The sequence below is a fragment of the Corynebacterium sp. CCUG 61414 genome (assembly GCF_024453945.1).
Classification (GTDB): domain Bacteria; phylum Actinomycetota; class Actinomycetes; order Mycobacteriales; family Mycobacteriaceae; genus Corynebacterium; species Corynebacterium pseudogenitalium.
This window is the reverse complement of the sequence record NZ_JAGPYU010000021.1, coordinates 1-26,694: the sequence shown is the minus strand read 5'-3', so window position 1 is coordinate 26,694 and position 26,694 is coordinate 1. Positions and strand designations below refer to the sequence as shown.

Here is a 26,694-nt window from a genome sequence, read left to right as displayed (position 1 = left end):
CGAGCACTGTCCCGCCGTAGGCCCAGGCAGGACCTGGAATCCATATCCAAAAAAGCACACATTTTGTCGCTTAACCCAGATTTGGCCGGCCCAGGAACTCCTTGACCACGGTCATCATGTCCGACTTCTTCATGTCCGGCAGGTAACAGTGAATGACTGCTAGCGAGATATTGGCGAGTGACATTTCGTCTTCGTACAGCAGGTACCAGCCTTGGTGTGTCGGGTGGAATTTGTGCTTCGAGGCAGCGAGTGAGCGGAAGCCGTAGAGTGGCTCGATCGTCGCACCGGCCTTATCCAGGATGATTTCTACGAGTGATTCCGGCGCATCCGTTCGAGCCAGCGGCGCTCCGGAGAGGGAGACCCATCCAAGTCCTTGCTCGGCAGCGATGCGGGCGCTTTCCGCGAGAAGGAATTCGATGGCTGGCCGGAACCCGTTCGCGTCGCGGCGCATGAAGTCAAGGGTGTAGCCGACGAGGGCGCCGCCCTCGTAGACGGGCAGCCAGCTCGTCACTGCGTGCAGGCTGCCGTCGTCGCCCACTGCGAGGAGGAGTTTGGTGTCCGGGTCGCGGAGCTCGTCGAGCCCTCCCAAGGTGAAGCCCATTTCTGGAAGCGCTTTATCCGCGACCCATTGTTCTGAGAGCGCGACGATGCGCTCACGCATTTCCACTGGGCTTTCGGCCCAGCTAGTCCACACGGCGCGCACTCCCTCTTTTGCTGCGCGGTTGCGCGCGGTTCGGATGTTTTGAAATTTCTTGCCTTTGAACTCGATGTTATCCGTCAACAACATGGATTCTTCGGCGACGTGGATGCGTCGGAAGTCGGGGCGAGCAAAGGTGCCGGGCACTGAATACCACGCGACTCTCCAGCCTTGACTTGCGGCGAACTCTTCAAACGCACTGGCAACGGCTTCTTCTGTCATCGTGCCTCGGTGCACGGGACTTCCGACCGTGACAGCGACGTTGTAGGAGACGCGGTACGCGACGACGCCTTCTCCGTCGCCGGAGTCCGTCCCGCAGAAAAAGTAGCGGTTTCTTTCCCACAGCCCCATCCACGCGAGGTGGTCACCGGACCCATGGACCAGAATCTCCCGGGCTCGCTGGCGGTCCTGCGCGTGTGCTTCGGACGGCGGCGCGGACAGCACCTCAAACAGTGCAATCAGCGCGGTAATCCAGAATATGATTCCCACCCATTCGTAGAAGATCCACGCCACGGAGCTGATGGGGAACGCATGCGTTGGAGCCAGCACAGCTACCACGGGTGGGAGGTACCTGTTCGGCAGCTCAGCAAGCAGCGCGCTTATCGACGCTCCTCCGAGGATGCCGTCTCGCACAACCCAGGCTCCGCAGGTCCACAGTGCTGCGGTTGCTAACCACGTCCCTCCTATGATCGCCGCGCCACGGTACCAGTTGGACGGAACCGTGAACCGGCGGCGAGTGGCAATGAGGACTGCAATGGTGACCAGCCACGGGAGAACTACCAGTATTGTGTTCACAGCGGTAGAGCCGTCTGCTCCCCCACCGATTGTTTGCCAGCAGATAACCGCAATGGATCCAACGCTGACGAGGACGGCTGCCCACCATGCCAGTTTCCTGCCATGCACGAGCCCCAGTGCAAGGATGGCTGACAAAACGATAGGCAAGGCGTTCATCAGCAAGGGTCCGAGACCATGCTGACTGTTTACCGCCATCGCTTCCGCGCAAGCGACGGATGTAGCGTCAGCGCACCGCTGGGCTACTAGATGCCCTGCGACTGTCGGCTCCCACATCAGCTTGCTCACCCCTGCGAAAGGGCCTTGCGCGGCGGGGTTGATCGCCGTGATTACTGGCCCGATTGCAACACTGAGAAACAGGGCAGCCACCAGGACCCGTGCTTCCCGCAGCGACATTCTGCGTGGCGTACCTGTGTCCGTGACAAGGACGCCAGCGACGGCTCCTGCGACAATGGCGACAAGTGCAACGACGCCTGAGAGTGAACCGTCGTAGAGCACAAGGGTCGTCATCATCGCAAGCATCACGAAGCGGAGGCGGCGTCGCCACAGCACGCCCATGAAGGCAGTGGCGAATGCGGCGGGCCCGAAGATCCACGCGACCGGAGACACAAAGGTCTCGTTGGCAAGGTCTGGGCCCCACAGGTTAAAGCCTGCCCGTTCAACGGCGCTGCCAACGATGAAACCTATGGGCAGCGCTACAAATTCGGAAGCCGTCGCCACAACCGCGAAGCGAGCAGAGCCAAGGCATGCCTCGGCCGGCACTGCGAATAGCAGCGCTGCGACAGTGGCCAGGATGAGCCCGACGAGGTTACCTGCGGTCAGCCCTGCGGTGACCCGGTGCCAAAGTTCGGGATCAACGGGAAGGCGCAATCCGAAAGCCTCCCGCGGGGCCGCACCCGACAATACGCAGGCGAAATACGTGGCCCACGCAATACTCAAGAGGCCGAGCGTGACTGGAACTTTCCTCAAACAGGTGCTGATCAAGTGTTTCATTGAATTCCTCCGCGTTGAGCAACGAAGTCAATGTCTTGGCGCAACGCCACTCGCCACACTTCGAAGCTGTGCCCACCTGGCAGCGAGCGAAATGTGGTGCTCATCTCGGCTTTCTGCGCGAGCTCGTTTTGGTGCGGAAGCGCTGCCATAGCCTCTTGGTCACGCTTGCCGGCGGCAAACCTTCCAGCGATTCCCTTGTAGGTCGCAGTCCCGATTGCCTCCTGAAGGAGCGTTTCCGGGTTCACCGCTTGGAACGCTGCCTCGTCGCCGCCGAACAGCACGTCGACGGTTCGTTGGTGCCCGCCTAGGTTCGGTTCAGCCTCACCCGAGTAATCAAGGAACGTCCCGTAGGCCGTGGGATCGTTGGTAATCACTTGGAGTGCGCACGTGCCGCCGTAGCTTAACCCACCGATTGCCCACGTGCGTTGGTCTTCTTTCACACGGAAATTGTCCTTGACCAGCTGTGGAATTTGCTGGGCCAGGTAGGTTTGGATTTGTAGATCCGGGCCGTCCACGCACCCGGGATTCCCCGTGGTTGTTCCTGTGCCGTCCGCGCTGACGACAATGGGGGCTACGCCGTCGTGTGCAACTTGGTAGTCGTCGAGCGTCTGTTGCGCCCCGCCTTCGTCAAACCACCGGATTGGGCTGCCGGGGCTTCCCGCGAGCAGCACGAGGACCGGTAGGTGCTCGCCATGCCAGTAGGCGGGCGGAACGTACACAATTGCATCGCGCAGCGGTGGGGCAGGCAGGGTCACTAGGGCGCCCACTTCCCTGCCGTCGAGGGTCGGGGCGGTCGTCGTTTCGCGGAACTGATCCAAATTCATGGACACGGTGACCGGGACCGGGCGGAAGGACCCGAGGGTCGGGTACTGCTCATAAACAAGGTTGACCGCGAGGTACGCCAGCATCAAAGGAATCACTGCGAGCGGGGCGAGGCGCCACCGCCACCGCGGCGCCAAGAAGATGGTCGCCACCACGAACACGGCAGCTGCACAGCTGGCGTAGATGTGCCACGGAATTGCATCCGGGAACGGCTTCGGCCACACCGCGAGCAACAGGTACGCCGCTACGAGCAGCGCTGCCGCGATTGCGAGTGCAATGCGCCGGTGCTGACGGCCGTACCACAACGCGACAACCACGGAAGCAGCTAAGGAGAGGTAGATCGCCCAGGTCGCGCCTGTGCTGACCACGGATAACGAACGGATTGCATCCACGGCGAGTAGTTTAAGACGCTATGGCGTTGCTTTCCTACGTGCCACGGATACTTCCATCCCCTTCAACAGCGAACTCCCAGACAACAGGCCGCATCGTTGTGGCCCTCCATGGCACTGGTTCCTCCCCTTTTGTCTTCCGCCGCCTTGCACACGCACTGGAAAAACATGGGATTGGGTTGATTGCGCCTGGCTACGGCCATCGGGCAACGGCAGGTATCGACGCCTCGTCCAAAGAGATTGCGGCGTTCCTCGACAGCCTGGCTGCGCAGCAGGTCGATGTTGTGGGGCACTCGTATGGCGCGCTGATCGGGCTGAGGGCTGTTCAGTTGCGCGAAATCGCCGCGCGCTGCGGCACGATCGTGGGCCTCGGAGCCTCGTGGCGTGGCACGCACGGCATTGCGCGTCTGTTTCCGCCTGGACTTGTTCGGGCAGTGGCTGGCGACGCGTTCGTCGAATTGGAGCATTTCCGGGAGGAGCCAGTGGCCCCTTCCGGTACCGAAATCGTCTCTATCGTTTCGGATACTGACCGCATTGTTCCAGCGTGGTCGTCACGGTGGGGCGATGTGATCGAGGTACCTGGTGTACCGCATGCGGCGCTCCCTTTGCGGACGAATGAGATCCTGGCGGCGCTCAGGGTAGTCCCTTCCGACCACAGCTGAGCAGCAACAACCCTACATTGTTGATACGTCACCAATAATCACCTACACTCGCACCTACAATCATTTTTGATGATACGTCAACGAAAGTAGGAATCATGTCTCAGCTCACCGGTACATACAAGCTCGACCCGGCACACTCCTCCATCGGCTTCACCGTCCGCCACGCGATGGTGACGAAGGTCCGCGGCGAGTTTACCGACCACGACGCCACCATCACGCTCACCGACGATCTGGCAGCAAGCACGGCACAGGGCACCGTCCGAACCGCGAGCGTCGATACCCGAAACGAGGACCGCGACGCACACGTGCGCGGCGAGGACTTCTTCGATGTGGAGAAGCACCCGGAAATGACGTTCACCTCCACGGCATTCAACGTAGATAATGCCGGCAACGGCACCGTCACGGGCGACCTCACCATCAAGGGCACCACGAAACCAGTCACGTTCGAGGTTGAGACCTTCGGCGTCGAGGAGGACCCGTTCGGCAACACGCGCATCGGGTTCGAGGCCAGCACGTCAATTAACCGCACCGATTTCGGCATCGATTTCCAGGCCCCGCTCAACTCGGGCGGCATGCTCGTGAGTGAGAAGGTCGCCATTGAAATTGAGGGCTCCGCGATCAAGCAGAGCGCCTAGTCTCTGCCGTACCATCGAGGCATGAGTGCTTCGAAGATCCCAACCATGTCGGTCCCCGTACAGGACTCCCGCGGGCCGTACGTCCTCGGCATCGACGTCGGCTCTACCGCGAGCCGCGGCGGCCTTTACGACGCCACCGGCCGCCCCGTCAAGGGCGCGAAGCAGCGCGTTGCGCACGCGTTTACTACCACCGCTGACGGCGCGAGCACCATCGACGCCGACCAGGTCGTCGCCGAGGTCCGCAAGGTTATCGACGACACCGTCGCGTTCGCCGCAGCGCATGACCTGCGCATTGAGGCCGTCTGCATGGACTCGTTCGCCTCGAGCCTCCTCCTTGTCGACGCCCACGGCGACGCCCTGACCCCGCTGTACACCTACGCCGATTCGCAATCCCGCGACTACGTCGAGCAGCTCCGCAACACAATCGACGAGGCCGAGTACCACCAGCGCACCGGCGTGCGCCTCCACACGAGTTACCACCCGGCGCGCCTCGCCTGGGCAAAGGAGCAGCTGCCCGAGTTTGCGCGCGCAGCCACGATCATGACGATCGGCGAGTACGTGTACCACAAGCTCGCGGGCATCCATGGCCTGGCCGTCTCTACCGCGGCGTGGTCGGGCGTCGCCAATGCGCACACGGGGAAGCTCGACACCGAGATTCTCGACGCCATCGACATCCCGCACGACATGATCCAGCCGCTGCGCTTCCCCGACGAACCCGACTACCCGGATGACACCGCGTGGCCCGCGCTCAATGGGGTTGCGTGGTTCCACTGCATCCCAGACGGCTGGCCGTCCAATGTCGGCCCCGGCGCGACCGGCCCCGACACTATCGCGGTAGCCGCGGCGACCTCCGGCGCGATGCGCGTCATACTCCCGGAGGTGCCAGCTCGCATCCCAGAGGGACTGTGGTGCTACCGCATCGCACGAGACAAGGCCATCTTGGGCGGCGCGCTCAACGACGTCGGGCGTGCCGTCACCTGGCTCGAGGAAACCATCCAGCCGGTGGCCCCGGATGAGATCGCCGCGGTGCTGTCTGCCGGCCCAGAGCGCGCCCCGCTAGTGCTGCCGTTCTTTACCGGCGAGCGCTCCACCGGCTGGGCCGCGAGCGCGCAAGCGCAGCTCTTGGGCGTCACCGCGGCAACTACACCGGCTGATTTGTGGCGGGGCGTGTTTGAAGGCATCGCGATGTCGTATCTTCGCGTCTACGAGCAGCTCAAGGAGGCAGGCGCACTCCCCGAGCGCGTGGTCGCCTCCGGGCGCGTCACGGCCGACCACCCGGCGTGGCTGTCGGTGCTCGCCGATGCGCTTGGTTGCGACGTCGTCCCCCTGGAGATGAAGCGCGCCACCCTGCGCGGTACCGTGCTCATCGCGCTGGAAGACATCGCCCCTGAAGTAAAGAGAGCGACCCCGCCGTTCGGCCAAGGACACCGCAACGTGGATGCACACGCCGAGTACTTCAGGGAGCTCCGCGACCGCTTCGAGGCTGCGTACCGCACGTTAGTTGTACAGTAGCTCTACAATCAGTCTGATTGTCTCAGTACTGTTCTCACAAGGGAGCTTCGTTGGCACGCCACGCAACCCAGTCATCGCCATCCCCGCTGCGCACGGCACGCGGCGCGCTCGTAGCGTTCCTCGCGATTGCGGGCATCGCCACGGTAGTGGGCCTCGCCCTACTGTGGCCGGGCGGCAAGCAGCCAGAGGTCCTGCCCGGGTTTGAGCAGACCCAGACGTCGACGGCGGAAACCGTCAAGGCCACCGTCATTGAGCACTCGGTCGCTCCCTGTGGTGGCGTCGCAACGCCGAACCACCCTGAGTGCGACTTCCTGCGCGTCGAGCTCAAGTCCGGGGGAACCACCACGATCGAGACAGCGCAGCAGCCGGGTACCCCGGAGCTTTCGGTCGGTGACCGTGTGGTGCTCTCGGTGCACCGCAACCCCGAGACTTCGTACTCCTTCCTTGACATGGATCGCTCGATACCGCTTGGGCTGTGGCTCGCGCTCACGCTGCTGGTCGTCGTTGTGGTTGGGGCATGGCGTGGGGTGCGCGCGATTTTCGGCCTACTGTATACGTTGCTTGTCATCTTCGGCTTCCTGGTTCCCGGACTGCTGCTCGGCTACAGTCCGGTCGGACTTTCGCTGGTCACGGGGGCCGCGGTGCTCTTCCCTGTCATCTTTGTTGTGCACGGCAGGAATTGGAAATCCGCGTCAGCCCTGGCTGGCACCCTGACCGCGCTGGGGCTCGCGGCGCTCGCCGCGCGCCTCGCCATCGATACGACGCAGCTGCGCGGCCTTGCCGACGAAAACAACCTCCTCATCCACATGTACCTCCCCCAGGTGCAAGTGCCAGGCATCATGCTCGCCGGATTCATCATCGGTGCCCTCGGCGTGCTCACCGACGTCACCATTGCGCAGGCTTCAACGGTGCAGGAGCTCTACGAGACTTCGCCCGACGCGCGGCCCCGCGCCGTGTTCGCCTCCGCTATGAAGGTCGGCCACGACCACATTGCGTCGATGGTCTACACCCTGGTCCTGGCGTACATGGGCGCTGCCCTCCCCCTGTCGATGCTGCTCCAGGTCGCCGACCGGCCGCTGACCCAGGTGCTCACCTCCGACGTGGTGGCCACCGAGATCATGCGCTCGAGTATCGGCGCGATCGCGTTGGTCCTGGCAGTGCCGATCACCACGGCGATTGCCGCGTGGACAATCCGAGCTCCCCAACCCCAACAGTAATGTTGCTAGAGTTACGGGTGTGACTACTTTTAATCGACGCCGCTTCCTTCAAACCACCGCACTCGCACTTGCGAGCGCAACCCTTGGCTTCACCGCGCAAGCCCACGCCCAGGGCCGCGTCCTCGGCACTGTGATCGACTACGCGGGCGGGGTTCCGTCCGGCCGCGCAGTAAAGGCCGCCGGGCACCTCGGCGCTGTCCGCTACGTGTCGGAGCGCCGCCCCGGCGCGAACTGGATGCTGGGCAAGCCCGTCACGCTGGGCGAAACACAGGACTTCGCCGCGAACGACCTCGCCACGGCGTCCGTCTACCAGTTCGGCCGTGCCGAGACCGCCGATTGGCTCGGCGGCGCCGCTGCTGCCGCCCGCCACGCACCGGAGGCGATGCGCCTCCACGCCTCCGCCGGCGGCCCAACCGGCCGCCCGATCTACATCGCGATCGACGACAACCCCTCGCGTTCCCAGTACCTGAACCAGATCCGCCCCTACCTCCGGGCGTTCTCCGCGGCGCTGACGCTTGGCGGCTACCAGACCGGTGTATACGGAAACATCAACGTGATCCAGTGGTGCATCGAGGACGGCATCGGCTCGTTCTTCTGGCAGCACGACTGGGGCTCCGGCGGCAAACTGCACCCGCGCGCAAACATCCACCAGAAAGCAAAGTGGACCGGAGTGATCGACGGCGTCACGGTGGACATCAACAACGTCTACAGCGCCGATTGGGGCCAGTGGACCCCTGGGCGACGTGGCCCCGGCTTCACCCTTGGCGACCTGGGCAGCTCCCAGCTTTCATCACGCTTTGATTGGCGCGCGCTGCTGCCGAAGTAGCATCACGCAAAGTAGCGTCACCAGGACATGGCAAAACCCCGGTGCACAGAGCGTAAAGGCTCGCCGCACCGGGGTCTTTGCGTTTGTGCTAGCTAGGGTCTCCCGGGAACTCGCGCGGGTCATTCGACATCCGCTCGCCGCTCAACGCGTCGAGCGCTGCGATATCTTCCTGCGAAAGCTCGACCTCGACCGCCCCGAGATTCTCCTCGAGGCGAACTGGATTCGCCGTCTTCGGCACAACCGAGCATCCCAGGCTCATCACGTACGCGAGCGCAATCTGCGCCGGGGTCCGGCCGTGCTTCTCGGCGAGGCGAGTAAACACCGGATCGTCAAGGTTCGCGCCTCGCGCGAGCGGCGCCCACGCCTCGGTGACAATCCCCTTTTCCTGGTGATAGGCGCGCAGCTCCTGCTGAGTAAACCCTGCGTGCAGCTCCACCTGGTTGAGCACTGGCGCGACGCCGGTGTGCGCGATGATCTCATCGAGCACCTCTTCATAGAAGTTCGCCACGCCTACCGACTGCAACCGGCCCATGCCCTGCAGCTGCACCAAAGATTCGTACGCTTGCACGAAGGTCCCGTGCTGCGGCCACGGCCAGTGCACGAGGAAGAGATCGATAAACTCGAGCCCCATCCGCTGCAGCGACTCCTCGTAGGCTTCCGCTGCACGAGTCTGGTCATCGTTCCATAGCTTCGAGGTGATGAATAGCTCTTCGCGAGTCACATCACCGGCCGCAATCGCGTCGGCGACCGCGCGCCCAACCTGCTCCTCATTGCCGTAAAAGGAGGCAGTGTCGATGTGGCGGTAGCCCAACTCAATAGCTCGCCGCACGATGTTGACGCAGTCTTCACCTTGCAGCTTGTAAGTGCCCAGACCTAGCAGCGGAAAATCATAACCGTCGTTGAGTGTTGTCACTGGAATGCGCATATCGAATCCTTAGCGCGCGTCAAGCAGGTCGATAATGAACACCAGCGTCAGGCCGGAGAGCGGGTGGCCGCCACCAGCAGGGCCGTACGCCTTCTCCGGCGGAATCGTCAGCTTGCGGCGACCGCCAACCTTCATCCCCGGGATGCCCTCTTGCCAACCCGCGATGAGGCCAGCCAACGGGAACTCCGCGGCCTCGCCGCGGTCCCACGAAGAGTCGAACTCTTCACCGGTTGCATAGTCAACACCCAGGTAGTGCACCTGCACATAACCGCCTGCTACAGCTTCGGCTCCGTCGCCGACTACGAGATCCTCGATGACAAGGTCCGTTGGGGCAGGTGCTTCAGGTACCTCAATCGTGGGCTTTTCCATACGTGAATACTCCTTGCGTCGTTCATTCATGGCGAAACCGCCGGGTACATATCCCCAAAGTATAAAGGAAGATACGTACCCGGCGGTGAACGCTAGAGATTATCGCTGGTCACGCGGCACAAAGTCGCGCTTCGTGTAGCCGGTGTAGATCTGGCGTGGACGGTTGATCTTGGAGTTCATCGCCAGCTGCTCGCGGTACTGTGCGATCCAGCCCGGGAGACGGCCGATGGCGAAGAGCACGGTGAAGAAGTCCGTCGGGAAGCCCATCGCGCGGTAGATCAGACCGGTGTAGAAGTCTACGTTCGGGTAGAGCTTGCGCGAGATGAAGTAGTCGTCCTTCAGCGCGATCTCCTCGAGCTTCATCGCCAGGTCCAGGAGCTCGTCGCCACCGAGGTGCTCCAGCACCTCGTGTGCGGTCTCCTTGACGATCGCTGCGCGTGGGTCGTAGTTCTTGTACACGCGGTGGCCGAAGCCCATCAGGCGGACGCCCTTTTCCTTGTTCTTCACGCGGTTCATGAAGTCGGTGGCGTCGCCGCCGTGGTTGTCCTTAATGTCCTCGAGCATCTCGAGCACAGCCTGGTTTGCACCACCGTGCAGCGGGCCTGCCAGCGCGTTGATGCCGCCTGCAATGGAGACGAACATGTTCGCCTGCGCGGAAGCAATCATGCGGACCGTGGAGGTGGAGCAGTTCTGCTCGTGGTCTGCGTGCAGAATCAGCAGCTTGTCCAGAGCCTTCACCAGGATCGGGTCGACCTCGTACGGCTCGGTTGGGTAGCCGAACATCATGCGGAGGAAGTTCTCGCGTGCGTTCAGCGAGTTGTCTGGGTACATGTACGGCTTACCGCGGGATGCACGGTATGCGTACGCCGCCAGCATCGGCACCTTCGCCATCAGGCGAACGGTTGCCTTGTCCAGCTGCTCCTCGTCGAGCGGATCCAGCTGGTCCTGGTAGTAAGCAGAAAGAATGTTCACGGACGACGCCAGCACCGCCATTGGGTGTGCGTTGCGCGGGAAGACGTTGAACGCGGCCTTGAAGTCTTCGTCGAGAAGCGTGTGGTGACGAATCTCGGAGTTGAACTTCTTGTACTCATCCGTCGTTGGAAGCTCGCCATTGATGAGGAGGTACGACACCTCGTTGAACGTTGCATTCTGCGCCAGTTCAGCGATGTCGTAGCCGCGGTAACGCAAAATGCCGTTGGCGCCATCGATGTAGGTGATCTTCGACTCGGTCGAGCCAGTGGACACGTAGCCCGGATCGAAGGTGACAAGCCCAGTCTCCCCGAGGAGGTTGCCTAGCACCACTCCGTCGTTGCCCTCGGTGGCGGACTTGATGTCCATTTCGAATTCGCCACCTGGGTAGTGAAGTACAGCTTTGTCTTGACCTTCAGAAGCCATAGCAAACCTTTCTCAGAAGTTTCGGAAACCCTATTCCTTGCGGGATGCAAGGAGGTTGCAATTTACTCCCGCAATGCTAGCAAAAAATGTGACTCGCCCGACACAACTCAATAAATCTATTGACCACCACACCCCCATTTGTTCGATTTTCAAGTATCCGGAAAAGAGCTGGCGAAAGGCGCCCCGCGCGCGTCTTTGGGTAATAAGATGCAGTGAGACGCGAGTGGCGTCGTCAAGTTTCTCTACCCCCTGTTACAGGAAAGGCTGTCATGCAAACATTTCCGGTTCTTCCCCCAGCTCTGCTTCCTAGCGATGGGCGTTTTGGCTGCGGCCCTTCAAAGGTTCGCCCGGAGCAGCTAGAGGCTATCGCGAAGGGCGCGGACATCATTGGTACCTCTCACCGCCAGCCAGCTGTGAAGAATCTTGTGGGTGAGGTCCGCCAGGGTCTGCACGACTTCTTTAAGCTTCCTGAGGGTTACGAGATCGTGTTTTCGCTCGGCGGCGCGACCGCTTTTTGGGACGCCGCTACCTTCGGCCTCATCGAGACGAAGTCTGCACACCTGACGTTCGGTGAGTTTTCTGGAAAGTTTGCGAAGGCCTCGGCCGCCGCACCATGGCTGGCTGATCCGCAGATCGTGGACTCCGCACCCGGCACCGCACCTTCGCCGCACGAGCTCGACGGCGCCGACGCCGACGTCGTTGCGTGGGCACACAACGAGACTTCCACCGGCGCGATGGTCCCAGTTCGCCGCCCGGGCACCGATGCACTCGTAGTTATCGACGCTACCTCCGGCGCCGGCGGCCTCCCCGTCAATGTGCACGAGTTGGACGTCTACTACTTCTCGCCACAGAAGTGCTTCGCTTCTGACGGCGGCATGTGGTTCGCCGTGATGAGCCCAGCCGCCCTGGAGCGCATTGAAAAGATCCAGGCGTCTGGCCGCTTCATCCCCGCGTTCCTGAACTTGCAGACGGCCGTCGATAACTCACGGAAGAACCAGACGTACAACACCCCGGCAATCAGCCCTCTGTTGATGCTGGCGGAGCAGGTTCGTTGGATGAACGAGCTCGGCGGGTTGGATGCGATGGTTGCTCGCACGACGGCGTCGTCCTCCCTGCTGTACAAGTGGGCTGACAACCACGAGTTTGCGACGCCGTTCGTCGAGGACCCTGCTGCCCGTTCCAAGGTCGTCGGTACGATCGATTTCGACGAGCGCATCGACGCAGCTGAGCTGGCTAAGGCGCTTCGCCAGAATGGTTACCTGGATACGGAGCCTTACCGCAAGCTTGGCCGCAACCAGTTGCGCATCGGTCTGTTCCCTGCAATCAAGTCCGAGGACGTCAAGCACCTGACCAAGTCTATTGACTATCTGATCGAACAGGGCGTGGGCCAGAAGTAGTCCAGAACAAATGGGCTAAGCTGGTGGAGGTATTTGTCAGCGGAAAGGAGCCACATGCGCGAGTTGTACCTCATGGATGAGGAGTCCACGGAGACGTTCTTCGTCCTCCGAGATGACGAGGGCATCCGTTACCAGCTCGCGCGTTCCGAGATGCAGGCCGTGGCTGAGGAGGAATCCACCAAGCCTGAGCTTGAGGTTGCACCGGACGCGCAGGAACCATCCGCTGACGCTGACAATGCACTCGGTGACGAGCACTCCGAGGACGCTGCGGAGACAGCCTCCGAGGAGAAGCCCCGCAGCCTGCCGGAACCGGACCCGCTGTACTCCACCCCGCTTTCGATGCGCCCGAACCAGATCCAGGCGCGCATCCGCTCCGGCACCCAGCCGTCCGAATTGGCTGAGGAGATGGGGGTGGCTGAAAGCCGGATCGACCCGTACGCCCACCCGGTGCTCCTGGAGCGCTCGCAGGTTGCCGAGGCCGCAAAGCAGTCGCACCCGATGCGCGAGGACGGCCCAGCGAAGCTGACGCTGTTCGAAATCCTCGCCACCGCATTCGCTGCCCGCGGGCATTCGCTTAGCGACGCCACCTGGGACGCAACCCGTGAGCCCGGCGATGATTGGGTGGTGCATGTCCGGTGGCAGGCAGGCTTAAGCGAAAACGAGGCCCTGTGGTCTTTCCACCGCCAGATGGGCTCCGCACCGACGACAGAGGCGCGAAACTCCATCGCTGCAGACCTCACGGACCCGGATTTTGTGCAGCCGGTTCGTTCACTCACGGCTATCGATCAAGACGTCGATGTCGATGAGGGCGAAGACGCCACCGATGCCCCCGCTGCTTCGGACGAGGATGCAATCGCGACCGGTGACTTCTTGCAGCACCCGGATGAGGCACCGCAGCCGCAGAAGAGGCGTCGAAAAGCTGTAACTCCGCACTGGGAAGATGTCCTGTTGGGGGTCCGGACAAACACGAAGCGGTCGCGAAAGTAGGGCCCCGCTATGTCTCATAACGCCGTGGTTACCTGCTGGTTTGTCAACGTCGCACACCCGGAGGAGGTGCTCGAGGGCGAGCCGAAGGCGGACCGTGGGTTCGGCCGAAAGCTGCTCGCACAGGTTAACCCGGCGTGGCCTATTACTCCGATTGGCCAGTTCCCGCTGAATCGTTCCTCGGTTCCTGGTGTGGACGAGTATTACATCGCGGGGTACCCGGGAGTTGCGGTTGTCCGTTTCTTTGTCACGGACGCCGAGCGCATCAGCGAAACCGCCAAGGCGCTGCGCACCGCACTGCCTAGCGCTGACACCTACGTCTACGCGGAAGGCACCGATTCGGACTACGCGGCGATCGCCCACTACCAGGGTGAGACGCTGCGCCGCGCGTTCTCTGCCACCCGCGACCACGTCTTCGAGGACGTCGGCTTGCCGGACCCGTTCGAGGCCCCGTACTGGGCCGGGGAAACCGCACCCCAGCTCGGCGGCATTTCGCTACCGTTCGAGCCGCCAGCGCTGATGCGCGAGGCTGAGCGCGCGTGGTTGGGTATCGAGGTCGGCGAGGGCGGTCCGGATGTGCACATCATCGGCTACGCGGTGGATGGCCGCCCGGAGCCGAAGGTCGAGGCACCTGCCCCACGCACCAAGACTGTCAACGAGGTAGCGGCGAAGTTCGCCGAGCAGACCAACACGTACGACGATTACGAGCAGCACGACGAAGAGGCAGAGCGTGACGAGTTTTCCGAGCTTGCCGACGCCTCCGTCGCAGCAGCAAAGCGCGTTGGCCGCGGGCTACGTCGCCGCGCCCGCGATCTGAAGGCTACGATTGCGGAGAAAATCCGCCACGCAGACCGCGGCTGATGAGGTCGCGCTGGCGCTCGTAGAACGCAATCGCCGCAGCCGTGGCCACGTTGAGTGAATCCGTTCCGGGCGCCATGGGGATTTTCGCGCGCACATCGGTCGCACGCATTGCGTGCTGCGTGAGCCCAGGGCCTTCCCCGCCGACGAGAAATGCCACCTTCTCGTGATCGTTAAGTGCCTCTGAGAGGTACACGGCATCGTCCGCAGGGGTCAGTGACACCAGCCACCAGCCCTGTTCCTGCAGCTGTGCGAGCTCGCGCTGCCACGTGGTTGGGGTGCCGCCAAAGTGCGCAAACGGGGTGCGAAGCACATGGCCCATCGATACGCGGACGCTGCGCCGGTAGAGCGGGTCGGCGGTGGCGGCACCGAACAGCACGCCATCAACGCCCATGCCGGCGGCGTTGCGGAAGATGGAGCCGATGTTCTCGTGGTCCCCTACTCCCTCAAGAATTACCAGGGTGCGGGCATCTGCCACGACGTCTTCGACGCTCAGCGGTTCGGGTTTATCCGCGGAGACTAACAGCCCACGGTGCATGTCGTAGCCGGCGACCTCCCCCATCACTGCGCGGCTGATCTCGTAGACCGGTATTCCTTCCGCTTTGAGGCGCTCGCCGTACTGTTCCAAAAAAGACTGGAGGCGGCCACCGAAGCCGAACACCGCGCGGACAGGAAAGCGGGACTCCACAAGGCGTCCCGCAACAAGAGGCCCCTCCGCAAACACCAGGCCTTTCTCGCGGTCTGAGTGCTTCAGGTCGCGGATATCGTCAAGCCGGGGGTCGGAGGGGTCGTCGATAACTATGCTCACGCTTTACGAGATTAGCGACATCAACGGTCCTTGTGCGAAATAGATCAGGAACAGCGCAGAAATCAGCCACATGATCCAGTGGATGTCCTTACGCTTGCCAGCGAAGAGCGCCATCACGGTAAACGCGATGAAGCCGACGCCGATGCCGTTGGCAATCGAGTAGGTCAGCGGCATCATGATGATGGTCAAGAAGGCCGGGAAGGCAACGGCGAAACGGGTCCAGTCAATGTTGCTGACCTGCATCATCATCAGCGCGCCAACCACGACGAGGACCGGTGCGGCGGCCTCGCTTGGGACGATTTCGTACAGCGGGGTGAGGAACATCGCCAGCAGGAACAGGATGCCGGTGACCACGTTTGCGAGGCCGGTGCGGGCGCCGTCAGCAATGCCGGCGGACGAGTCCACGAACACCGTGTTCGAGGAACCAGAGAACGCGCCACCGACTACTGCGCCGAAGCCTTCAACAACGAGGGCTTTCTTCATGCCTGGCAGGTTGTCGTTCTCGTCGGTCAGGCCGGCCTGGCGGCCGAGCGCCGTCATGGTGCCCATTGCGTCGAAGAAGTTCGCCAACACGAGGGTGAAGACCAGGAGGCTGGCGGCGACGACACCGACCTCAACGAAGGCACCAACCATGTCGATTTTGCCCACGAGGGACAGATCCGGGATGCCACCCAAAGAATCCGGAAGCGCAGGGACCGCGAGCGACCAGCCGTGGTCATTCTCAGCGGACGAGCCTGCACCGACGAAGGACTCCACAATCATCGAGATGATCGTCGTCGCGACGATGCCGATGAACAGCCCACCCGGAATGTTCCGGATCACCATGAAGCCACAGATGAGCAGGCCGATGACAAACACAGCCGTCGGCCACGAGGCGATCGAACCACCGAAGCCCAGCTGCACCGGGACGGTGGTGTGTGCCTCGTCAGGGATGCGGCGCACGAACCCAGCGTCCACCAGACCGATCATCGCGATGAACATGCCGATGCCGACACTCATTGCCACCTTCATCGAGTTCGGGATGGCCTCAAAGACGGCGGTACGGAACCCGGAAATCGCAAGAATGCAGATGATAATACCGTCAATCACGATGAGGCCCATGGCCTCTGGCCAGGTCAGGCCCTGTTGCCCAACGAGTGTCACTGCAACGAGTGTGTTCAGGCCAAGGCCCGCAGCAATACCAAACGGATATTTAGCAATAACGCCGAACAAGATACACATCACACCGGCGGCAAGGGCCGTCACCGCAGCTACCTGCGGGATACCAAGCACGACACCTTCGCGGTCGGGGCTCGTGCCCAGGATCAAAGGATTCAGGAGCACGATGTACGCCATCGCAAAGAAGGTCACGATACCGGCGCGGATTTCGCGGCCGACGCTCGAGCCTCGCTCACTGATATGGAAGAATTTATCAAGCCCGCTAGCGGGCTGCTTCGTTGAAGATTCGCTTGGAATACTCACTGCGAAGATCCCCTTTAGTTCGTTGAGGAAGTTATGAAAGAGAGCAAAGTTGTTGCATGCATCGGCTGAAATCTATCTGCCAAAAGCCTGCAATAGACTTTTACCTTAGTGCACACACTTCCTAATAATTTCGACTTGGAGCCCAAAGTGGATGTATTCAGCTTTGTCATTTCGCAAGGCATGGTTGCAGATGCGGATCTGCTCACTTCGAAGCTTCGCGGCTGCGGCATCCCGCACTCGGAGTTTGAACGCCTCCGCGTTACGGTCAGCCAGGTTATGGGCCCTCGCAAAGCAGTCGTCCACGTCAGGGGAGACCATGTGTCCTTGACGCTTCGCCCGGCGCCTGCGCCCTCCACGGAGATCACCATGTTCGCGGAGCCAATCCGGGATCAGCGCGCGCAGCCGAACAGGCACGGGCCGGACCTCGGGTGGCAGTTGCACGCATCGGCAACGCTGGGCACCAACGACGGATTGCTTGCCGACGCCAGCGGCCGCATCATCTCCGCACTCCTCCAACCACTGATCACATTTCCAAGCGCCACGCAGGCGGTCTTCTCCGGGCACCCTGCTACCGCTGGATCATACGCGCTGGAGGGGGTTGTGCGTGTGTTGGAGGAGGCGGGCGTCGAAACGCATGAGGCGCACGACGGCTTCTCACGCTTCGATCTGATGCACCAGGAGACGTGGGCCGTCGATGCTGTGCACGGTGCCCGGCTTGTCGAGCAATGGCAGGAGTATGGCACACCCAAGCCTGGCCCCCGAATGATTTCGCGCGGTCTACTGCCGACGCACCGCGAGATCAATGAAACCCGGCGGCTGCGGGCATCATTGCTCTAGCGGGTTACTTCCCGTTGTGGCGCGGCGCCTTGGTATCTGCGTGGGCACCGCAGCCGTAGGATGCAGCGACGATGCGGCCATCAGCTGAGTATTCGTTGGTGCACACTCCGAAGTTCTCCCCCACTGGGTGCTCCATTGGAATGTAGAACGCGCAGGTCCGGCAGTGCAGCGTTGCCTGCTCGGCGAACGCAGAATTAGGGCCAAACTTGCCCTTCCGCCACCGCGTCTTCGCCGCATTGAGGCCTTCTTGCGTGAGGTAGTGGTCAGTTTCCCTGCCTGGGAACGTCACTGCATCCTTTGCAAAGGAGTCTGTGGTCAGGCGCTCGTCGTCAGGCGCTGGCTCCATGATGTCGCCGGGGCCGAGGTCGCCGGGGCGAAGACGCTCGGAGTACGGCACCCAGTCCGGCGCCTGCAGCGCGTCGCGAGCCGGCATGAGCGCGACCTCGTTGACGGTCACCCATGTTGAGCCCGTGGCACACGCGACGACCGCGTTCCATTCCCACCCGTTGTAGCCAGGCACGCTCGCTTCGAAGCGGTGCGTGGCCACGTTGCTCGAGAGCCCAGCGACACCGATGTGCGCGCCGACCTCGCCTTCCGCGATCTCGAGGATGGCCTCTCGCGCGACCTCAATTGCTTTGTCGCTCAGCAGTGGTGAAGAGTTCTTGTTCTGAGACACGCTCTCCATTATGGCCCATTTCTGGGGAAATGCTGCATGATGGACGTATGCGTGTTCACTCCCGACGGTTTTGGTCCATCCTGATGTGTCCTTTGGTGCTGCTCACTGTGAGTGGTTGCGATGAAGCTGCCACCGAGGTGGAGCAGCTGAAACCCGAAATCGTACAACGCTACGACTACGACCCTGCCCTGTTCACCCAGGGCCTCGAAGTCGATGAGGACGGCACGCTCCTCGTCAGTACCGGCCAATACGGAGCGTCCGGTATGTATCGGCTCACGGCAGAAGGCGACGTGTTGGGCGAGGTTGCCTTGCCAGACGTGTTCTTCGGCGAAGGCATGACCCGCGTCGGAGATTCGGTTTGGCAGCTGACGTGGCAGGAGGGCACCGCGTTTCGCCGCGATGCAGCGTCCCTAGCAACTGTCGATACCGCCCACTACGACGGCGAAGGGTGGGGGCTGTGCGCCACCGATGATGCACTTATTTTCTCCGACGGTTCCGCCGAGCTGCGCCGCATGGACCCGGACACGCTCGCCGAGCTTGCGCGGTTCGAAGTCACCGACCAAGGCAAACCCGTCGAGGGTCTCAACGAGTTGGAGTGCGTCGGCGACGACGTCTACGCAAACATCTTCACAACCACCGACATCGTGCGTATCGACGCCACCTCCGGCCACGTCACGGCCAGAATCGATGCGTCGTCTCTTCCCAACAACGCCGACGAAGACATAAACAATGTGCTCAACGGGATCGCGCATATCCCTGGCACCGACGAGTTTTACCTCACCGGCAAGCGTTGGCCTGACCTCTACCGCGTCCGGCTGGTCCCGTCCCAGTAGAATTTCGCTCATGACTGCTTCCCGCCGTGCTTCCTCTCGCCTTGCACTCCAACTCGGTGCGACAGTTCTCGCCGTCGCTATCCTGCTCGCTGGGGTGTACGCGTTCATGAACTGGCAGCGCTCGCAGCCAGGTCTTCCCGTAGAAGACCTTCGGATTCACGTCACTGCATCCGACGGCGAGCACGAGATCGCCCCCTACACGCTCTGCCCCCTCGATGAGCAATGTGACGGCGGTGAGCCACCGGCACTCACACGTGATGGCTCCGACGAACTCACATTCCGCATCGACCCAGATATCGCTGCGGGCAGCTGGCGCCTCCTCCTCATTTACGACGACCCCTCCGCCAACGAAGAGCGCCTCCACCAGGCGGGCGAGACCACCGAAGAGACCGCTCCTGCCGTCAAAGAAGGCGGGGCGAAACTCCTCGTTGCTGAAGTCTCGACGCTGGCTGTAAAAAATGACGACCACGGGGAAGAAATCCCGGTGGTCGCCACATGGTCGGTCGCGTTTGAATAACGCTTAGGCGTCAAGCTCCTTCGCCACTGCGCGCAGGATGCCCGCAACCTGTCGAGCCTCTTTGCGTTCAGGGTAGCGCCCAGCCGTCAACGCCGGTTGCACGTCGGACTCGATGAGCGTCATCACATCGGCAAGCATGCTTCCGAGTTCTTCTGGCTTCCTACGGTGCACGGGGCGACGCTTCGGCGTCTCCAAGATGGCGACGCGCAGCGCTTGCGGGCCCTTTCGGCCTGCGGCAAAGTCGAACTCGATGCGCTGTCCAGGCACAAGCTCATCCACACCATCCGGGAGCACCGACTTAGAAATAAATACGTCGTCGTCTCCAGGGTTGGATGCGAAGCCGAAGCCCTTGTCGGCGTCGAACCACTTCACCTTTCCAATTGGCATTAGTCTTCGTTCCTTCTCTGTTCTCTATGCAGACTCAGCAGTGGCTATCCATCATAGTCGTATCGCCCGTTCGAGCCCCAACACGAAAGAAAGTGCCACAAATCACACTCGCGCTAATTTGGCTCGTGAACAGGCCAAACGGCCCTACCAGTCTCCCCGCGTCCGCGACACCGACCCCAAAAAGTGCCCGGAGCGTGACTAAATCGTTATAAAGCGTTAGGCTGTCCCGCAGCAAGAAAACGAGGCACGCTGAGTTCTGTTCGCCTCGCACAATTACACAAACAACAGAAGCGGAGGACCCAACCTTCGGAAACTCCCTCCCGGAGCTTCCTTGGGGTGAAGTTGCTACTGCAACCGGGCGCCTCAGCCCGAACCCGACAGCTTACTTCGCAAGCGACAACAAGAGAGGACATCGTATTTCAATGGGACGCCATTCCAAGCAGACCACTTCCCTGACCAAGAAGGCACTCGCCGGCGCAGCCGCAACCGCGGCGTTCGCTGGACTGATGGCCCCAGAGGCCACGGCAGCGCCTGACTCTGACTGGGACCGTCTCGCACAGTGCGAGTCCGGCGGCAACTGGGCAATCAACACCGGCAACGGCTACCACGGCGGCCTGCAGTTCTCCGCGTCCACCTGGCAGGCATTCGGTGGCGGCCAGTTCGCTCCAACCGCGAACTTGGCATCCCGTGAGCAGCAGATCATCGTTGCAGAGCGCACCCTGGCACAGCAGGGTTGGGGCGCATGGCCAGCATGCTCCGCTCGCCTTGGACTGAACTCCGCTGCGACAAATCGCGACGCACAGGCTGCCGCACCGGCACCTGCTCCTGCACGCGCTGCCGTTGCATCCCCGGACGCAGCCCAGCGCCAGGCAGAGAACCCAGTTGACGCCCTGTACCGTCAGCTCGGCAGCTCCCTGAGCAACTATGGTTTCGCGATTCCGGCGCACATCCAGCAGTCCTACGCTGCGAACCGCGCGAACTACGATGCGTTCTACAGCCAGAACGCTGCACTGATCAACGCTGTTCGCTCGGGCGATCTCGCCGCTATCGGCGCAGCACTGCTGAACCGCTAAGCACTCAATAGAACGTGCCCGCCACAGAAAGCTTGTGGCGGGCACGTTTGTTTTGCTTTATGAAAGGGGCATAGGGACTGGCCAGCCCACTCTTTCAGGGCTGGCCGAAAGGTTGAACGCTTAGCGGTTGATTCGCGTCGTTGGGTGGACGTACCCGATTTCTTCCGCTGGGAGTGGGAGCACGAGCTCGTCCCCAAACGGGCTAGATGCACCGGTAAGCTGCGAGGACAGCTCGGTGACAGGCGAACCATTACCAGGGGTGTTGGTGGGCCACGCCGGGTTCGCGCGACCGATCTTCTCTACGTCTTTAGCCATGCGTACTATTCTTTCACGCCTGGGCAAAAATCGCACGTACACTAGCCAACGCTATGACTACGTTCCAGGAAGCGCTCCGCACGATGCGCCCCGAACAACTCCGGGAGCTCATTTATCTCAGGCCAGACGCCTTTTACCCCACCCCGCCATCCTGGGGTTCGCTGGGGACGCGGCTGTCGCTGGCTGGGTCTGCAGCACGAGCGTTACGCCGTCTCAACGCTGCCGAGTTGCGACTTCTGGAAGCGCTCGGGGACGTCGGCGCCGAGCTCTCTCCCGTCGACACCAACAGTGTCCCAGCAGCGCGTGTTCCCGGGGCCGCCGAGCGTCTCCGTGCGATGGCGCTCATCTATGGCCCGGATACTGCTGTACAGGTCGCACCAGGGGCACTTTCCGCGCTGCCGTCGGGCTGGCGCCTCGGGGACCAGGCCCCACCGAACCTCGACGGGCTGCTGGAAGGACTCAGCGCCCGCGAGCGCTCAGTGCTGGATACGCTAGCGGCGTCAGGTTCCGTCGGCACGACGAGGGCCGCCGCGGCGGACGCGGATCCCACGACGCCAGTTGCAACACTCATTGCGAAAGGGCTGCTCATCCGCGTCGACGCCACAACGGTTCGCCTACCTCGCCCCGTCCGCGACGTCCTCCGTGGCCTGCCACCGCGCGAGTTCCCCGAGCACGCCCCTGCCGTCAACGATCCAGATCAGCCGACGATCGACCGCAACGCGACTGGCGCGGGCCTCGACGCGGTGCGCAAGCTCCGCCAGCTGCTGCTCCTGTTACTTGAGTCCCCGGTCGCACTGAACAAGGACGGCTCCCTGGGGGTCCGCGCACATGCGGGGTTAACGCAGGCCCTCGGTTTCGATCCTGCGCTCCTCATTACCACGGGCGAATCCGCCGGCCTTCTCGGCCGTGGAAGCACCGACGAGGCCGACGTACTCGCGGCCACCCACGACGCTCTTTCCTGGTTGGACGCCACGCTCGCCGACCAGTGGGCTATCCTCCTCGCCGGCTGGCTCGCCTCGCCCTGGCGCACCGACAAGACGCCGGAGCACCGCCTCCTTTCCGAGCCCACCCACAACCCCGACGTCAGGCATGCCCGGAGGCGCATCGTCGAGTACGCAGGCCCCGACCAGGAGGCTCGATTACTGTTCCACGTACCGCTCATGGCAGCGAATTTCTCGCCCCAACTTATCGACGCCACCATCGCCGAAGCCGCATTCGTCGGCGCGATTGGCGGCGTGGGGAGCTCGCCGTCGACACCGCTGCTTGCACTTCTCAACGACGGCGACGTCGTCGAGGCCGCGAAGCAGCTCGTCCCCGCGGAGGTCTCGCAACTCATCGCGCAGGGCGACATGACACTGCTCGCCCCGGGGCCGCTCGATGCGGCGACCGCCGCCGTCGTCGAAGATATCGCCGACCTTGAATCGCCGGGCCTTGCCAGCATGTGGCGCATCAGCGACGCCTCCCTGAAGCGCGCCCTCGACCGTGGGCACGACGCCGACTCACTGCACACATGGTTGAAACAGCACATCATGGGCGAGGTTCCGCAGGCCATCACCTTCCTTATCGATGATCTCTCCCGCACCCACGGCGCAATCCGCGCCGGCAGCGGGCTGAGCTACATCCGCTGCGCCGACCCTGCCCTCCTCGCCGTGGCGGCCGAGCACGCCGATCTGCGGATCTTGGCGCCGACCGTCGCCGTCAGCCCGCTTCCGCTGCCACGCTTGCTCCACGAGTTGCAAGCCGCGGGCCTGCAGCCCACCGCCGAAGACGACCACGGCGCCTCCATCACGCTTGCGGAGGAACCAACACTGGTGCGAGCAACACCGTCCTCGCTCCCCCGAACCGCCTCTCTGAGCGAAGGGGACGTCGATAAGATTGTTGCCGCCCTCAACTCGGATACGAGCCAACCTTCCGGGGTCAGCGAAACGTCAACGACTGATATGCTTCGTGCAGCAGCCCGCGCCCGTCGCCGCGTCAAGGTTGAGTACGCGGACTCGCAGGGCGCGCAGCACACCCTAACGGTCATCCCGTTGACGGTGAGTGTCGGCGTCATTGATGCGCAGGACACGGCCACGCAGCGCGTGATCCGCATACCACTGCGGCGCGTAATCACTGTGACGCTGGTGTAGAAAGAAAGGTCCAACAATGACGTTTGGGGACGGCCCACTGATCGTGCAGTCCGATAAAACCGTACTGCTTGAAATCGCGCACCCGGACGCAGCGAAAGCACGCGCAGCGCTTTCCCCATTCGCTGAACTCGAGCGCGCACCCGAGCACGTCCATACCTACCGCATCACCCCACTTGCGCTGTGGAATGCCCGCGCCACCGGCTTCGACGCCGAGACCGCAATCGATGTCCTCGAGCGCTATTCCCGGTTCCCCGTCCCCCAGCCGCTCCTCATCGACATTGCGGAGACGATGGCGCGCTACGGACGCGTCAGCCTACTCAACGATCCACAACGCGGGCTCATCCTCACCACGGAAGAGCCCCCAATCCTGGATGAGATTACGCGCAACAAGAACATCATCCCGTTTCTTGGCCAGCGCTTCGACGAGCACACAGTAGGCGTACACCCGTCTGCACGCGGGCGCATCAAACAAGAACTGATCAAGACGGGCTGGCCGGTGGCGGACCACGCAGGCTACGTCGACGGCGAATCCCACCCCATCGCACTCGACTTTGACGGTTGGGAGCTTCGCGACTACCAGCAGTACGCCTCTCAAGCATTCTGGGAGGGCGGCTCAGGCGTGGTGGTCCTGCCGTGCGGTGCGGGCAAAACCATCGTTGGCGCCGCCGCGATGGCGCAGGCAGAGACGACCACGCTGATCCTTGTAACCAACACTGTCGCCGGGCGGCAGTGGCGCGATGAGCTGCTGCGCCGCACCACGCTCACCCCGGAAGAAATCGGTGAGTACTCCGGCGAAAAGAAGGAGATCCGCCCGGTCACTATCGCGACCTACCAGGTCGTCACCCGGAAAACGAAGGGCGAATACCGCGCCCTCGAGCTTTTCGACACCACCGACTGGGGCCTCATCATCTACGACGAAGTCCACCTCCTCCCCGCCCCCGTTTTCCGCATGGCGGCCGACCTCCAGTCCCGCCGCCGTCTCGGCCTGACCGCAACGCTCATCCGCGAGGACGGCCGCGAAGACGACGTCTTCTCCCTCATCGGCCCCAAGCGTTACGACGCCCCCTGGAAAGAACTCGAAATGGCAGGCTTCATCGCCACCGCCGAATGCATCGAGGTCCGCACCACGCTCACGGAAGAAGAGCGCCTCAGCTACGCGACGGCCTCCGCACGCGAGCGCTACCGCCTGGCCGCCACCGCATCAGCCAAACTCTCGACGGTCAAGGACATTCTCGCCCGCCACGAGGGCGAACCGACGCTCATCATCGGAGCTTACGTCGACCACCTGCGCCACATCGCGCAGCAGATCGACGCCCCACTCATCGACGGCCGCACCAGCACCAAAGCCCGCGAAGAAGCCTTCGAGCGCTTCCGCCAGGGCGAGCTCCGCACCCTCGTCGTATCGAAGGTGGCGAACTTCTCCATTGACCTACCCCAAGCAGCGGTGGGCATCCAGGTGTCGGGCACCTTCGGTTCCCGCCAGGAAGAGGCCCAGCGCCTCGGCCGACTCCTTCGACCCAAGCCAGACAGCAGCGAGGTCTTGTTCTACACCGTGGTCACACGAGACACCCTGGACGCCGAGTACGCCATGCACCGCCAACGCTTCCTCGCCGAACAGGGCTACGCTTATCGCATCATGGATGCCTCAGACCTCAAACGCGGCCTATAGACTGTGGCCTATGACTGAACAACCATTCCGCTTCAACGTCGACGAAGAATACGCCAAAGAACACAACGAACTTATTCGAAATACCAAGAACCTCGTTACCTCAAGCATCGCTCTGTTCGTCGTCTGCCTCATCGCGGGCGTCATAGTCTGGTTCCTCGTCGACCCGACCTCCCCCTGGCGCCTACTCGGATCCCTCTCCCTTATCTTTTTCGGCACCATCATGCTGATCGTCGGTCTTGCTATTCCTCGCGCGGTTCCACGTACCCAAGCAATTTACGACGCCAACCCCCTCTCTCCCGCTGTCATCACCGATGACAAGGGCACCACAGTTACCCTCACCGCGTTAGTAAACACAGTCGTTGACCAGCGGTCCCCTGCCGAATGGGCGCTCACCTCAACTGTGGTGCAACGGATCCCCGGCGTCACTCCAAAGGTTGGGGCTGCAGTTCCGTGCGTCGCTGTGGGAGGCCAGCGCACATCCCGCGACAAGGCCCACTGGGCAACGATTACTCCGATGCCAATCGCGTGGGGCACCCCTTCCGAGGAAGTTATCAAACAAGCCACGGACTACATCCCCGACGATCAGTGGCGCGCCCTCAAGCAAGCTATCCGCGACGAGGATCTAGTCAAGAAGTCTAGAAATGAGCTCATAGCTCTTTAGGCCGACATCCTCACCTCTGCGTACGCCCCAGGGAATGCTCAAGCCCTGGGGCGTATTGCTTGCGCCATGCCTCAGCCATTGAGGCCAGGTAGCCTGAGAAGCCTAACACTTTGAACGGAGACCCAAGATGAACGATGCTTTTCCCCTTCGCACCCCTCGCCTTATCCTCACTCCTCCCACGGACCAAGATATAGACGCCATTTTTAGGATCCACGCCGACGCCCGCACCTATCAACACCGTCCCGACCTCGCGATGAAAAACCGCAAAGAGGCAGAGGAGTTGGCGCGCACATGGCAAGAAAACTGGGATGAACAGGGTCTTGGCTACTACGTAGTGTCCACGATTGACGGAACAACCATCGGGTTTACTGGAGTACGCCACAGTGAGGAAGCCGGTGAACAGGTACTCAACCTCTATTACCGATTCGCCCCTGAATCTCAGGGCCAGGGATACGCAAAGGAGGCCGCATCAGCGGCGATTGCCAATGCACAGGAACGCTTCCCGCAGCTTCCAATCATCGCTATCATCGACCCCACTAATGAGGCATCGATCGGTTTAGCATTGAGGCTCGGACTCCACCACGTCCATGGTGCGGGTGTACCGAACGATTACGAGGTCTACCGCCTCTCCTGACTTCTCAACTCAACGCGGCGGGGTTCTCGACGCGAGCCTCTCTAGATACATCCCCGTTTGTTTGTTGTGTGTGGGTGCACAAAAAAGAGTGTGGTGGGTACCACCACCCCCACAACGGGAACAGTGACACCCACCACACACAGGAAAATGAAGTTATAGGCCGGCGGTAACCTACTCTCCCACACCCTCCCAGGTGCAGTACCATCAGCGCGGGCGGGCTT

26 protein-coding genes and 1 riboswitch are annotated in these 26,694 nt (G+C 62.2%); of the genes, 16 read left to right on the top strand and 10 right to left on the bottom strand.

The genetic code is table 11. The annotated features are described in order from the left end of the window. Window positions 1-70 precede the first annotated feature (70 nt). Both KBX14_RS10720 and KBX14_RS10715 read right to left on the bottom strand, forming a co-directional pair. The gene (locus tag KBX14_RS10720) at window positions 71-2,482 is read right to left on the bottom strand and encodes a bifunctional lysylphosphatidylglycerol flippase/synthetase MprF (RefSeq protein WP_256042535.1); all 2,412 of its coding nucleotides are present in this window, start codon (window positions 2,480-2,482) and stop codon (window positions 71-73) included. Then, window positions 2,479-3,696, bottom strand: a complete 1,218-nt coding sequence (locus KBX14_RS10715; protein WP_256042534.1) for an alpha/beta hydrolase-fold protein — start codon at window positions 3,694-3,696, stop codon at window positions 2,479-2,481. The genes KBX14_RS10720 and KBX14_RS10715 overlap by 4 nt, the downstream gene beginning before the upstream one ends. 20 nt (window positions 3,697-3,716) lie before the next feature. Between KBX14_RS10715 and KBX14_RS10710 the strand changes: the two genes are divergently transcribed. The 5 genes from KBX14_RS10710 to KBX14_RS10690 all read left to right on the top strand — a co-directional run bounded on the left by KBX14_RS10710 (window position 3,717) and on the right by KBX14_RS10690 (window position 8,545). After that, window positions 3,717-4,355, top strand: a complete 639-nt coding sequence (locus tag KBX14_RS10710) for a triacylglycerol lipase (protein WP_256042533.1) — start codon at window positions 3,717-3,719, stop codon at window positions 4,353-4,355. 95 nt (window positions 4,356-4,450) lie between these two features. Then, window positions 4,451-4,990: a YceI family protein gene (locus tag KBX14_RS10705; RefSeq protein ID WP_070976095.1), complete on the top strand. Its 540-nt coding sequence runs from the start codon at window positions 4,451-4,453 to the stop codon at window positions 4,988-4,990. Window positions 4,991-5,011: 21 nt separating this feature from the next. Next, a complete protein-coding gene (locus tag KBX14_RS10700) occupies window positions 5,012-6,502 on the top strand; it encodes a gluconokinase (protein WP_070362850.1) in 1,491 nt (496 codons plus the stop codon). 50 nt (window positions 6,503-6,552) lie between these two features. Next, a complete protein-coding gene (locus KBX14_RS10695) occupies window positions 6,553-7,719 on the top strand; it encodes a YibE/F family protein (RefSeq protein WP_070479223.1) in 1,167 nt (388 codons plus the stop codon). 19 nt (window positions 7,720-7,738) lie between these two features. Then, window positions 7,739-8,545, top strand: a complete 807-nt coding sequence (locus tag KBX14_RS10690) for a DUF1906 domain-containing protein (protein WP_070479222.1) — start codon at window positions 7,739-7,741, stop codon at window positions 8,543-8,545. An 88-nt stretch (window positions 8,546-8,633) separates the two neighbouring features. Here KBX14_RS10690 and KBX14_RS10685 read toward each other — a convergent pair whose 3' ends face one another. From KBX14_RS10685 to KBX14_RS10675, 3 genes are all read right to left on the bottom strand, one after another. Next, entirely contained in the window at window positions 8,634-9,470 is an 837-nt protein-coding gene (locus KBX14_RS10685; RefSeq protein WP_070362853.1) for an aldo/keto reductase, read from the bottom strand. Between the two features lie 9 nt (window positions 9,471-9,479). Then, complete coding sequence (locus KBX14_RS10680; protein ID WP_070362854.1) at window positions 9,480-9,839, bottom strand: FKBP-type peptidyl-prolyl cis-trans isomerase; 360 nt, start codon at window positions 9,837-9,839, stop codon at window positions 9,480-9,482. A 99-nt stretch (window positions 9,840-9,938) separates the two neighbouring features. Next, window positions 9,939-11,234: a citrate synthase gene (locus KBX14_RS10675; protein WP_070362855.1), complete on the bottom strand. Its 1,296-nt coding sequence runs from the start codon at window positions 11,232-11,234 to the stop codon at window positions 9,939-9,941. 269 nt (window positions 11,235-11,503) lie between these two features. Here KBX14_RS10675 and serC point away from each other — a divergent pair, with 269 nt between their 5' ends. The 3 genes from serC to KBX14_RS10660 are packed head-to-tail and all read left to right on the top strand — an operon-like array spanning window position 11,504 to window position 14,476. Beyond that, on the top strand, window positions 11,504-12,631 hold the full coding sequence (gene serC / locus KBX14_RS10670) for a phosphoserine transaminase (RefSeq protein WP_256042532.1): 1,128 nt from the start codon (window positions 11,504-11,506) through the stop codon (window positions 12,629-12,631). Window positions 12,632-12,685: 54 nt separating this feature from the next. Beyond that, window positions 12,686-13,618: a septation protein SepH gene (sepH, locus tag KBX14_RS10665; RefSeq protein ID WP_256042531.1), complete on the top strand. Its 933-nt coding sequence runs from the start codon at window positions 12,686-12,688 to the stop codon at window positions 13,616-13,618. Window positions 13,619-13,627: 9 nt separating this feature from the next. Continuing rightward, entirely contained in the window at window positions 13,628-14,476 is an 849-nt protein-coding gene (locus KBX14_RS10660) for a hypothetical protein (protein WP_256042530.1), read from the top strand. Here the strand turns inward: KBX14_RS10660 and KBX14_RS10655 are convergent. After that, a complete protein-coding gene (locus KBX14_RS10655; RefSeq protein ID WP_070479343.1) occupies window positions 14,436-15,275 on the bottom strand; it encodes an RNA methyltransferase in 840 nt (279 codons plus the stop codon). The genes KBX14_RS10660 and KBX14_RS10655 overlap by 41 nt on opposite strands. 9 nt (window positions 15,276-15,284) lie before the next feature. Continuing rightward, complete coding sequence (locus KBX14_RS10650; protein WP_256042529.1) at window positions 15,285-16,742, bottom strand: NCS2 family permease; 1,458 nt, start codon at window positions 16,740-16,742, stop codon at window positions 15,285-15,287. A 135-nt stretch (window positions 16,743-16,877) separates the two neighbouring features. Here KBX14_RS10650 and KBX14_RS10645 point away from each other — a divergent pair, with 135 nt between their 5' ends. Further along, complete coding sequence (locus KBX14_RS10645; protein ID WP_256042528.1) at window positions 16,878-17,579, top strand: hypothetical protein; 702 nt, start codon at window positions 16,878-16,880, stop codon at window positions 17,577-17,579. A gap of 4 nt (window positions 17,580-17,583) precedes the next feature. On the opposite strand, the gene KBX14_RS10640 is transcribed toward KBX14_RS10645, so the two are convergent. Next, on the bottom strand, window positions 17,584-18,255 hold the full coding sequence (locus tag KBX14_RS10640; RefSeq protein ID WP_370687099.1) for a DUF3027 domain-containing protein: 672 nt from the start codon (window positions 18,253-18,255) through the stop codon (window positions 17,584-17,586). 47 nt (window positions 18,256-18,302) lie between these two features. Between KBX14_RS10640 and KBX14_RS10635 the strand changes: the two genes are divergently transcribed. Further along, complete coding sequence (locus KBX14_RS10635; protein ID WP_070976442.1) at window positions 18,303-19,088, top strand: glutaminyl-peptide cyclotransferase; 786 nt, start codon at window positions 18,303-18,305, stop codon at window positions 19,086-19,088. Between the two features lie 10 nt (window positions 19,089-19,098). After that, window positions 19,099-19,605 (top strand): DUF2771 domain-containing protein, encoded by a 507-nt coding sequence (locus KBX14_RS10630; RefSeq protein WP_070362862.1) that lies wholly within the window; start codon window positions 19,099-19,101, stop codon window positions 19,603-19,605. Window positions 19,606-19,608: 3 nt separating this feature from the next. On the opposite strand, the gene KBX14_RS10625 is transcribed toward KBX14_RS10630, so the two are convergent. After that, window positions 19,609-19,992, bottom strand: a complete 384-nt coding sequence (locus KBX14_RS10625; RefSeq protein ID WP_070362863.1) for a cold-shock protein — start codon at window positions 19,990-19,992, stop codon at window positions 19,609-19,611. A gap of 237 nt (window positions 19,993-20,229) precedes the next feature. Continuing rightward, window positions 20,230-20,405: riboswitch (cyclic di-AMP (ydaO/yuaA leader) on the top strand. A gap of 9 nt (window positions 20,406-20,414) precedes the next feature. Here KBX14_RS10625 and KBX14_RS10620 point away from each other — a divergent pair. Next, window positions 20,415-21,065: a resuscitation-promoting factor Rpf1 domain-containing protein gene (locus KBX14_RS10620; RefSeq protein ID WP_305083646.1), complete on the top strand. Its 651-nt coding sequence runs from the start codon at window positions 20,415-20,417 to the stop codon at window positions 21,063-21,065. Between the two features lie 120 nt (window positions 21,066-21,185). Here the strand turns inward: KBX14_RS10620 and KBX14_RS10615 are convergent, their stop codons facing one another. Continuing rightward, window positions 21,186-21,380, bottom strand: coding sequence for a hypothetical protein (locus KBX14_RS10615; RefSeq protein WP_070362866.1), 195 nt, complete (start codon window positions 21,378-21,380; stop codon window positions 21,186-21,188). 53 nt (window positions 21,381-21,433) lie between these two features. Here KBX14_RS10615 and KBX14_RS10610 point away from each other — a divergent pair, with 53 nt between their 5' ends. From KBX14_RS10610 to KBX14_RS10595, 4 genes are all read left to right on the top strand, one after another. Beyond that, window positions 21,434-23,509, top strand: a complete 2,076-nt coding sequence (locus tag KBX14_RS10610; protein ID WP_256042526.1) for a helicase-associated domain-containing protein — start codon at window positions 21,434-21,436, stop codon at window positions 23,507-23,509. A 16-nt stretch (window positions 23,510-23,525) separates the two neighbouring features. Beyond that, on the top strand, window positions 23,526-25,178 hold the full coding sequence (locus KBX14_RS10605) for a DNA repair helicase XPB (protein WP_256042525.1): 1,653 nt from the start codon (window positions 23,526-23,528) through the stop codon (window positions 25,176-25,178). 10 nt (window positions 25,179-25,188) lie between these two features. Next, window positions 25,189-25,839 (top strand): DUF3239 domain-containing protein, encoded by a 651-nt coding sequence (locus tag KBX14_RS10600; protein ID WP_256042524.1) that lies wholly within the window; start codon window positions 25,189-25,191, stop codon window positions 25,837-25,839. A gap of 127 nt (window positions 25,840-25,966) precedes the next feature. After that, the gene (locus KBX14_RS10595; RefSeq protein WP_256042522.1) at window positions 25,967-26,473 is read left to right on the top strand and encodes a GNAT family N-acetyltransferase; all 507 of its coding nucleotides are present in this window, start codon (window positions 25,967-25,969) and stop codon (window positions 26,471-26,473) included. Window positions 26,474-26,694: the final 221 nt, after the last annotated feature.

What these genes read in the sequence shown, in the direction of transcription:
- KBX14_RS10600 (WP_256042524.1), top strand. Translation starts at nt 25,189, where the DNA reads ATGACTGAACAACCATTCCGCTTCAACGTCGACGAAGAATACGCCAAA.
- KBX14_RS10710 (WP_256042533.1), top strand. Translation starts at nt 3,717, where the DNA reads ATGGCGTTGCTTTCCTACGTGCCACGGATACTTCCATCCCCTTCAACA.
- KBX14_RS10685 (WP_070362853.1), bottom strand. Translation starts at nt 9,470, where the DNA reads ATGCGCATTCCAGTGACAACACTCAACGACGGTTATGATTTTCCGCTG.
- KBX14_RS10605 (WP_256042525.1), top strand. Translation starts at nt 23,526, where the DNA reads ATGACGTTTGGGGACGGCCCACTGATCGTGCAGTCCGATAAAACCGTA.
- serC (WP_256042532.1), top strand. Translation starts at nt 11,504, where the DNA reads ATGCAAACATTTCCGGTTCTTCCCCCAGCTCTGCTTCCTAGCGATGGG.
- sepH (WP_256042531.1), top strand. Translation starts at nt 12,686, where the DNA reads ATGCGCGAGTTGTACCTCATGGATGAGGAGTCCACGGAGACGTTCTTC.
- KBX14_RS10705 (WP_070976095.1), top strand. Translation starts at nt 4,451, where the DNA reads ATGTCTCAGCTCACCGGTACATACAAGCTCGACCCGGCACACTCCTCC.
- KBX14_RS10680 (WP_070362854.1), bottom strand. Translation starts at nt 9,839, where the DNA reads ATGGAAAAGCCCACGATTGAGGTACCTGAAGCACCTGCCCCAACGGAC.
- KBX14_RS10610 (WP_256042526.1), top strand. Translation starts at nt 21,434, where the DNA reads ATGACTACGTTCCAGGAAGCGCTCCGCACGATGCGCCCCGAACAACTC.
- KBX14_RS10625 (WP_070362863.1), bottom strand. Translation starts at nt 19,992, where the DNA reads ATGCCAATTGGAAAGGTGAAGTGGTTCGACGCCGACAAGGGCTTCGGC.
- KBX14_RS10675 (WP_070362855.1), bottom strand. Translation starts at nt 11,234, where the DNA reads ATGGCTTCTGAAGGTCAAGACAAAGCTGTACTTCACTACCCAGGTGGC.
- KBX14_RS10615 (WP_070362866.1), bottom strand. Translation starts at nt 21,380, where the DNA reads ATGGCTAAAGACGTAGAGAAGATCGGTCGCGCGAACCCGGCGTGGCCC.
- KBX14_RS10720 (WP_256042535.1), bottom strand. Translation starts at nt 2,482, where the DNA reads ATGAAACACTTGATCAGCACCTGTTTGAGGAAAGTTCCAGTCACGCTC.
- KBX14_RS10630 (WP_070362862.1), top strand. Translation starts at nt 19,099, where the DNA reads ATGACTGCTTCCCGCCGTGCTTCCTCTCGCCTTGCACTCCAACTCGGT.
- KBX14_RS10660 (WP_256042530.1), top strand. Translation starts at nt 13,628, where the DNA reads ATGTCTCATAACGCCGTGGTTACCTGCTGGTTTGTCAACGTCGCACAC.
- KBX14_RS10700 (WP_070362850.1), top strand. Translation starts at nt 5,012, where the DNA reads ATGAGTGCTTCGAAGATCCCAACCATGTCGGTCCCCGTACAGGACTCC.
- KBX14_RS10620 (WP_305083646.1), top strand. Translation starts at nt 20,415, where the DNA reads ATGGGACGCCATTCCAAGCAGACCACTTCCCTGACCAAGAAGGCACTC.
- KBX14_RS10595 (WP_256042522.1), top strand. Translation starts at nt 25,967, where the DNA reads ATGAACGATGCTTTTCCCCTTCGCACCCCTCGCCTTATCCTCACTCCT.
- KBX14_RS10635 (WP_070976442.1), top strand. Translation starts at nt 18,303, where the DNA reads ATGCGTGTTCACTCCCGACGGTTTTGGTCCATCCTGATGTGTCCTTTG.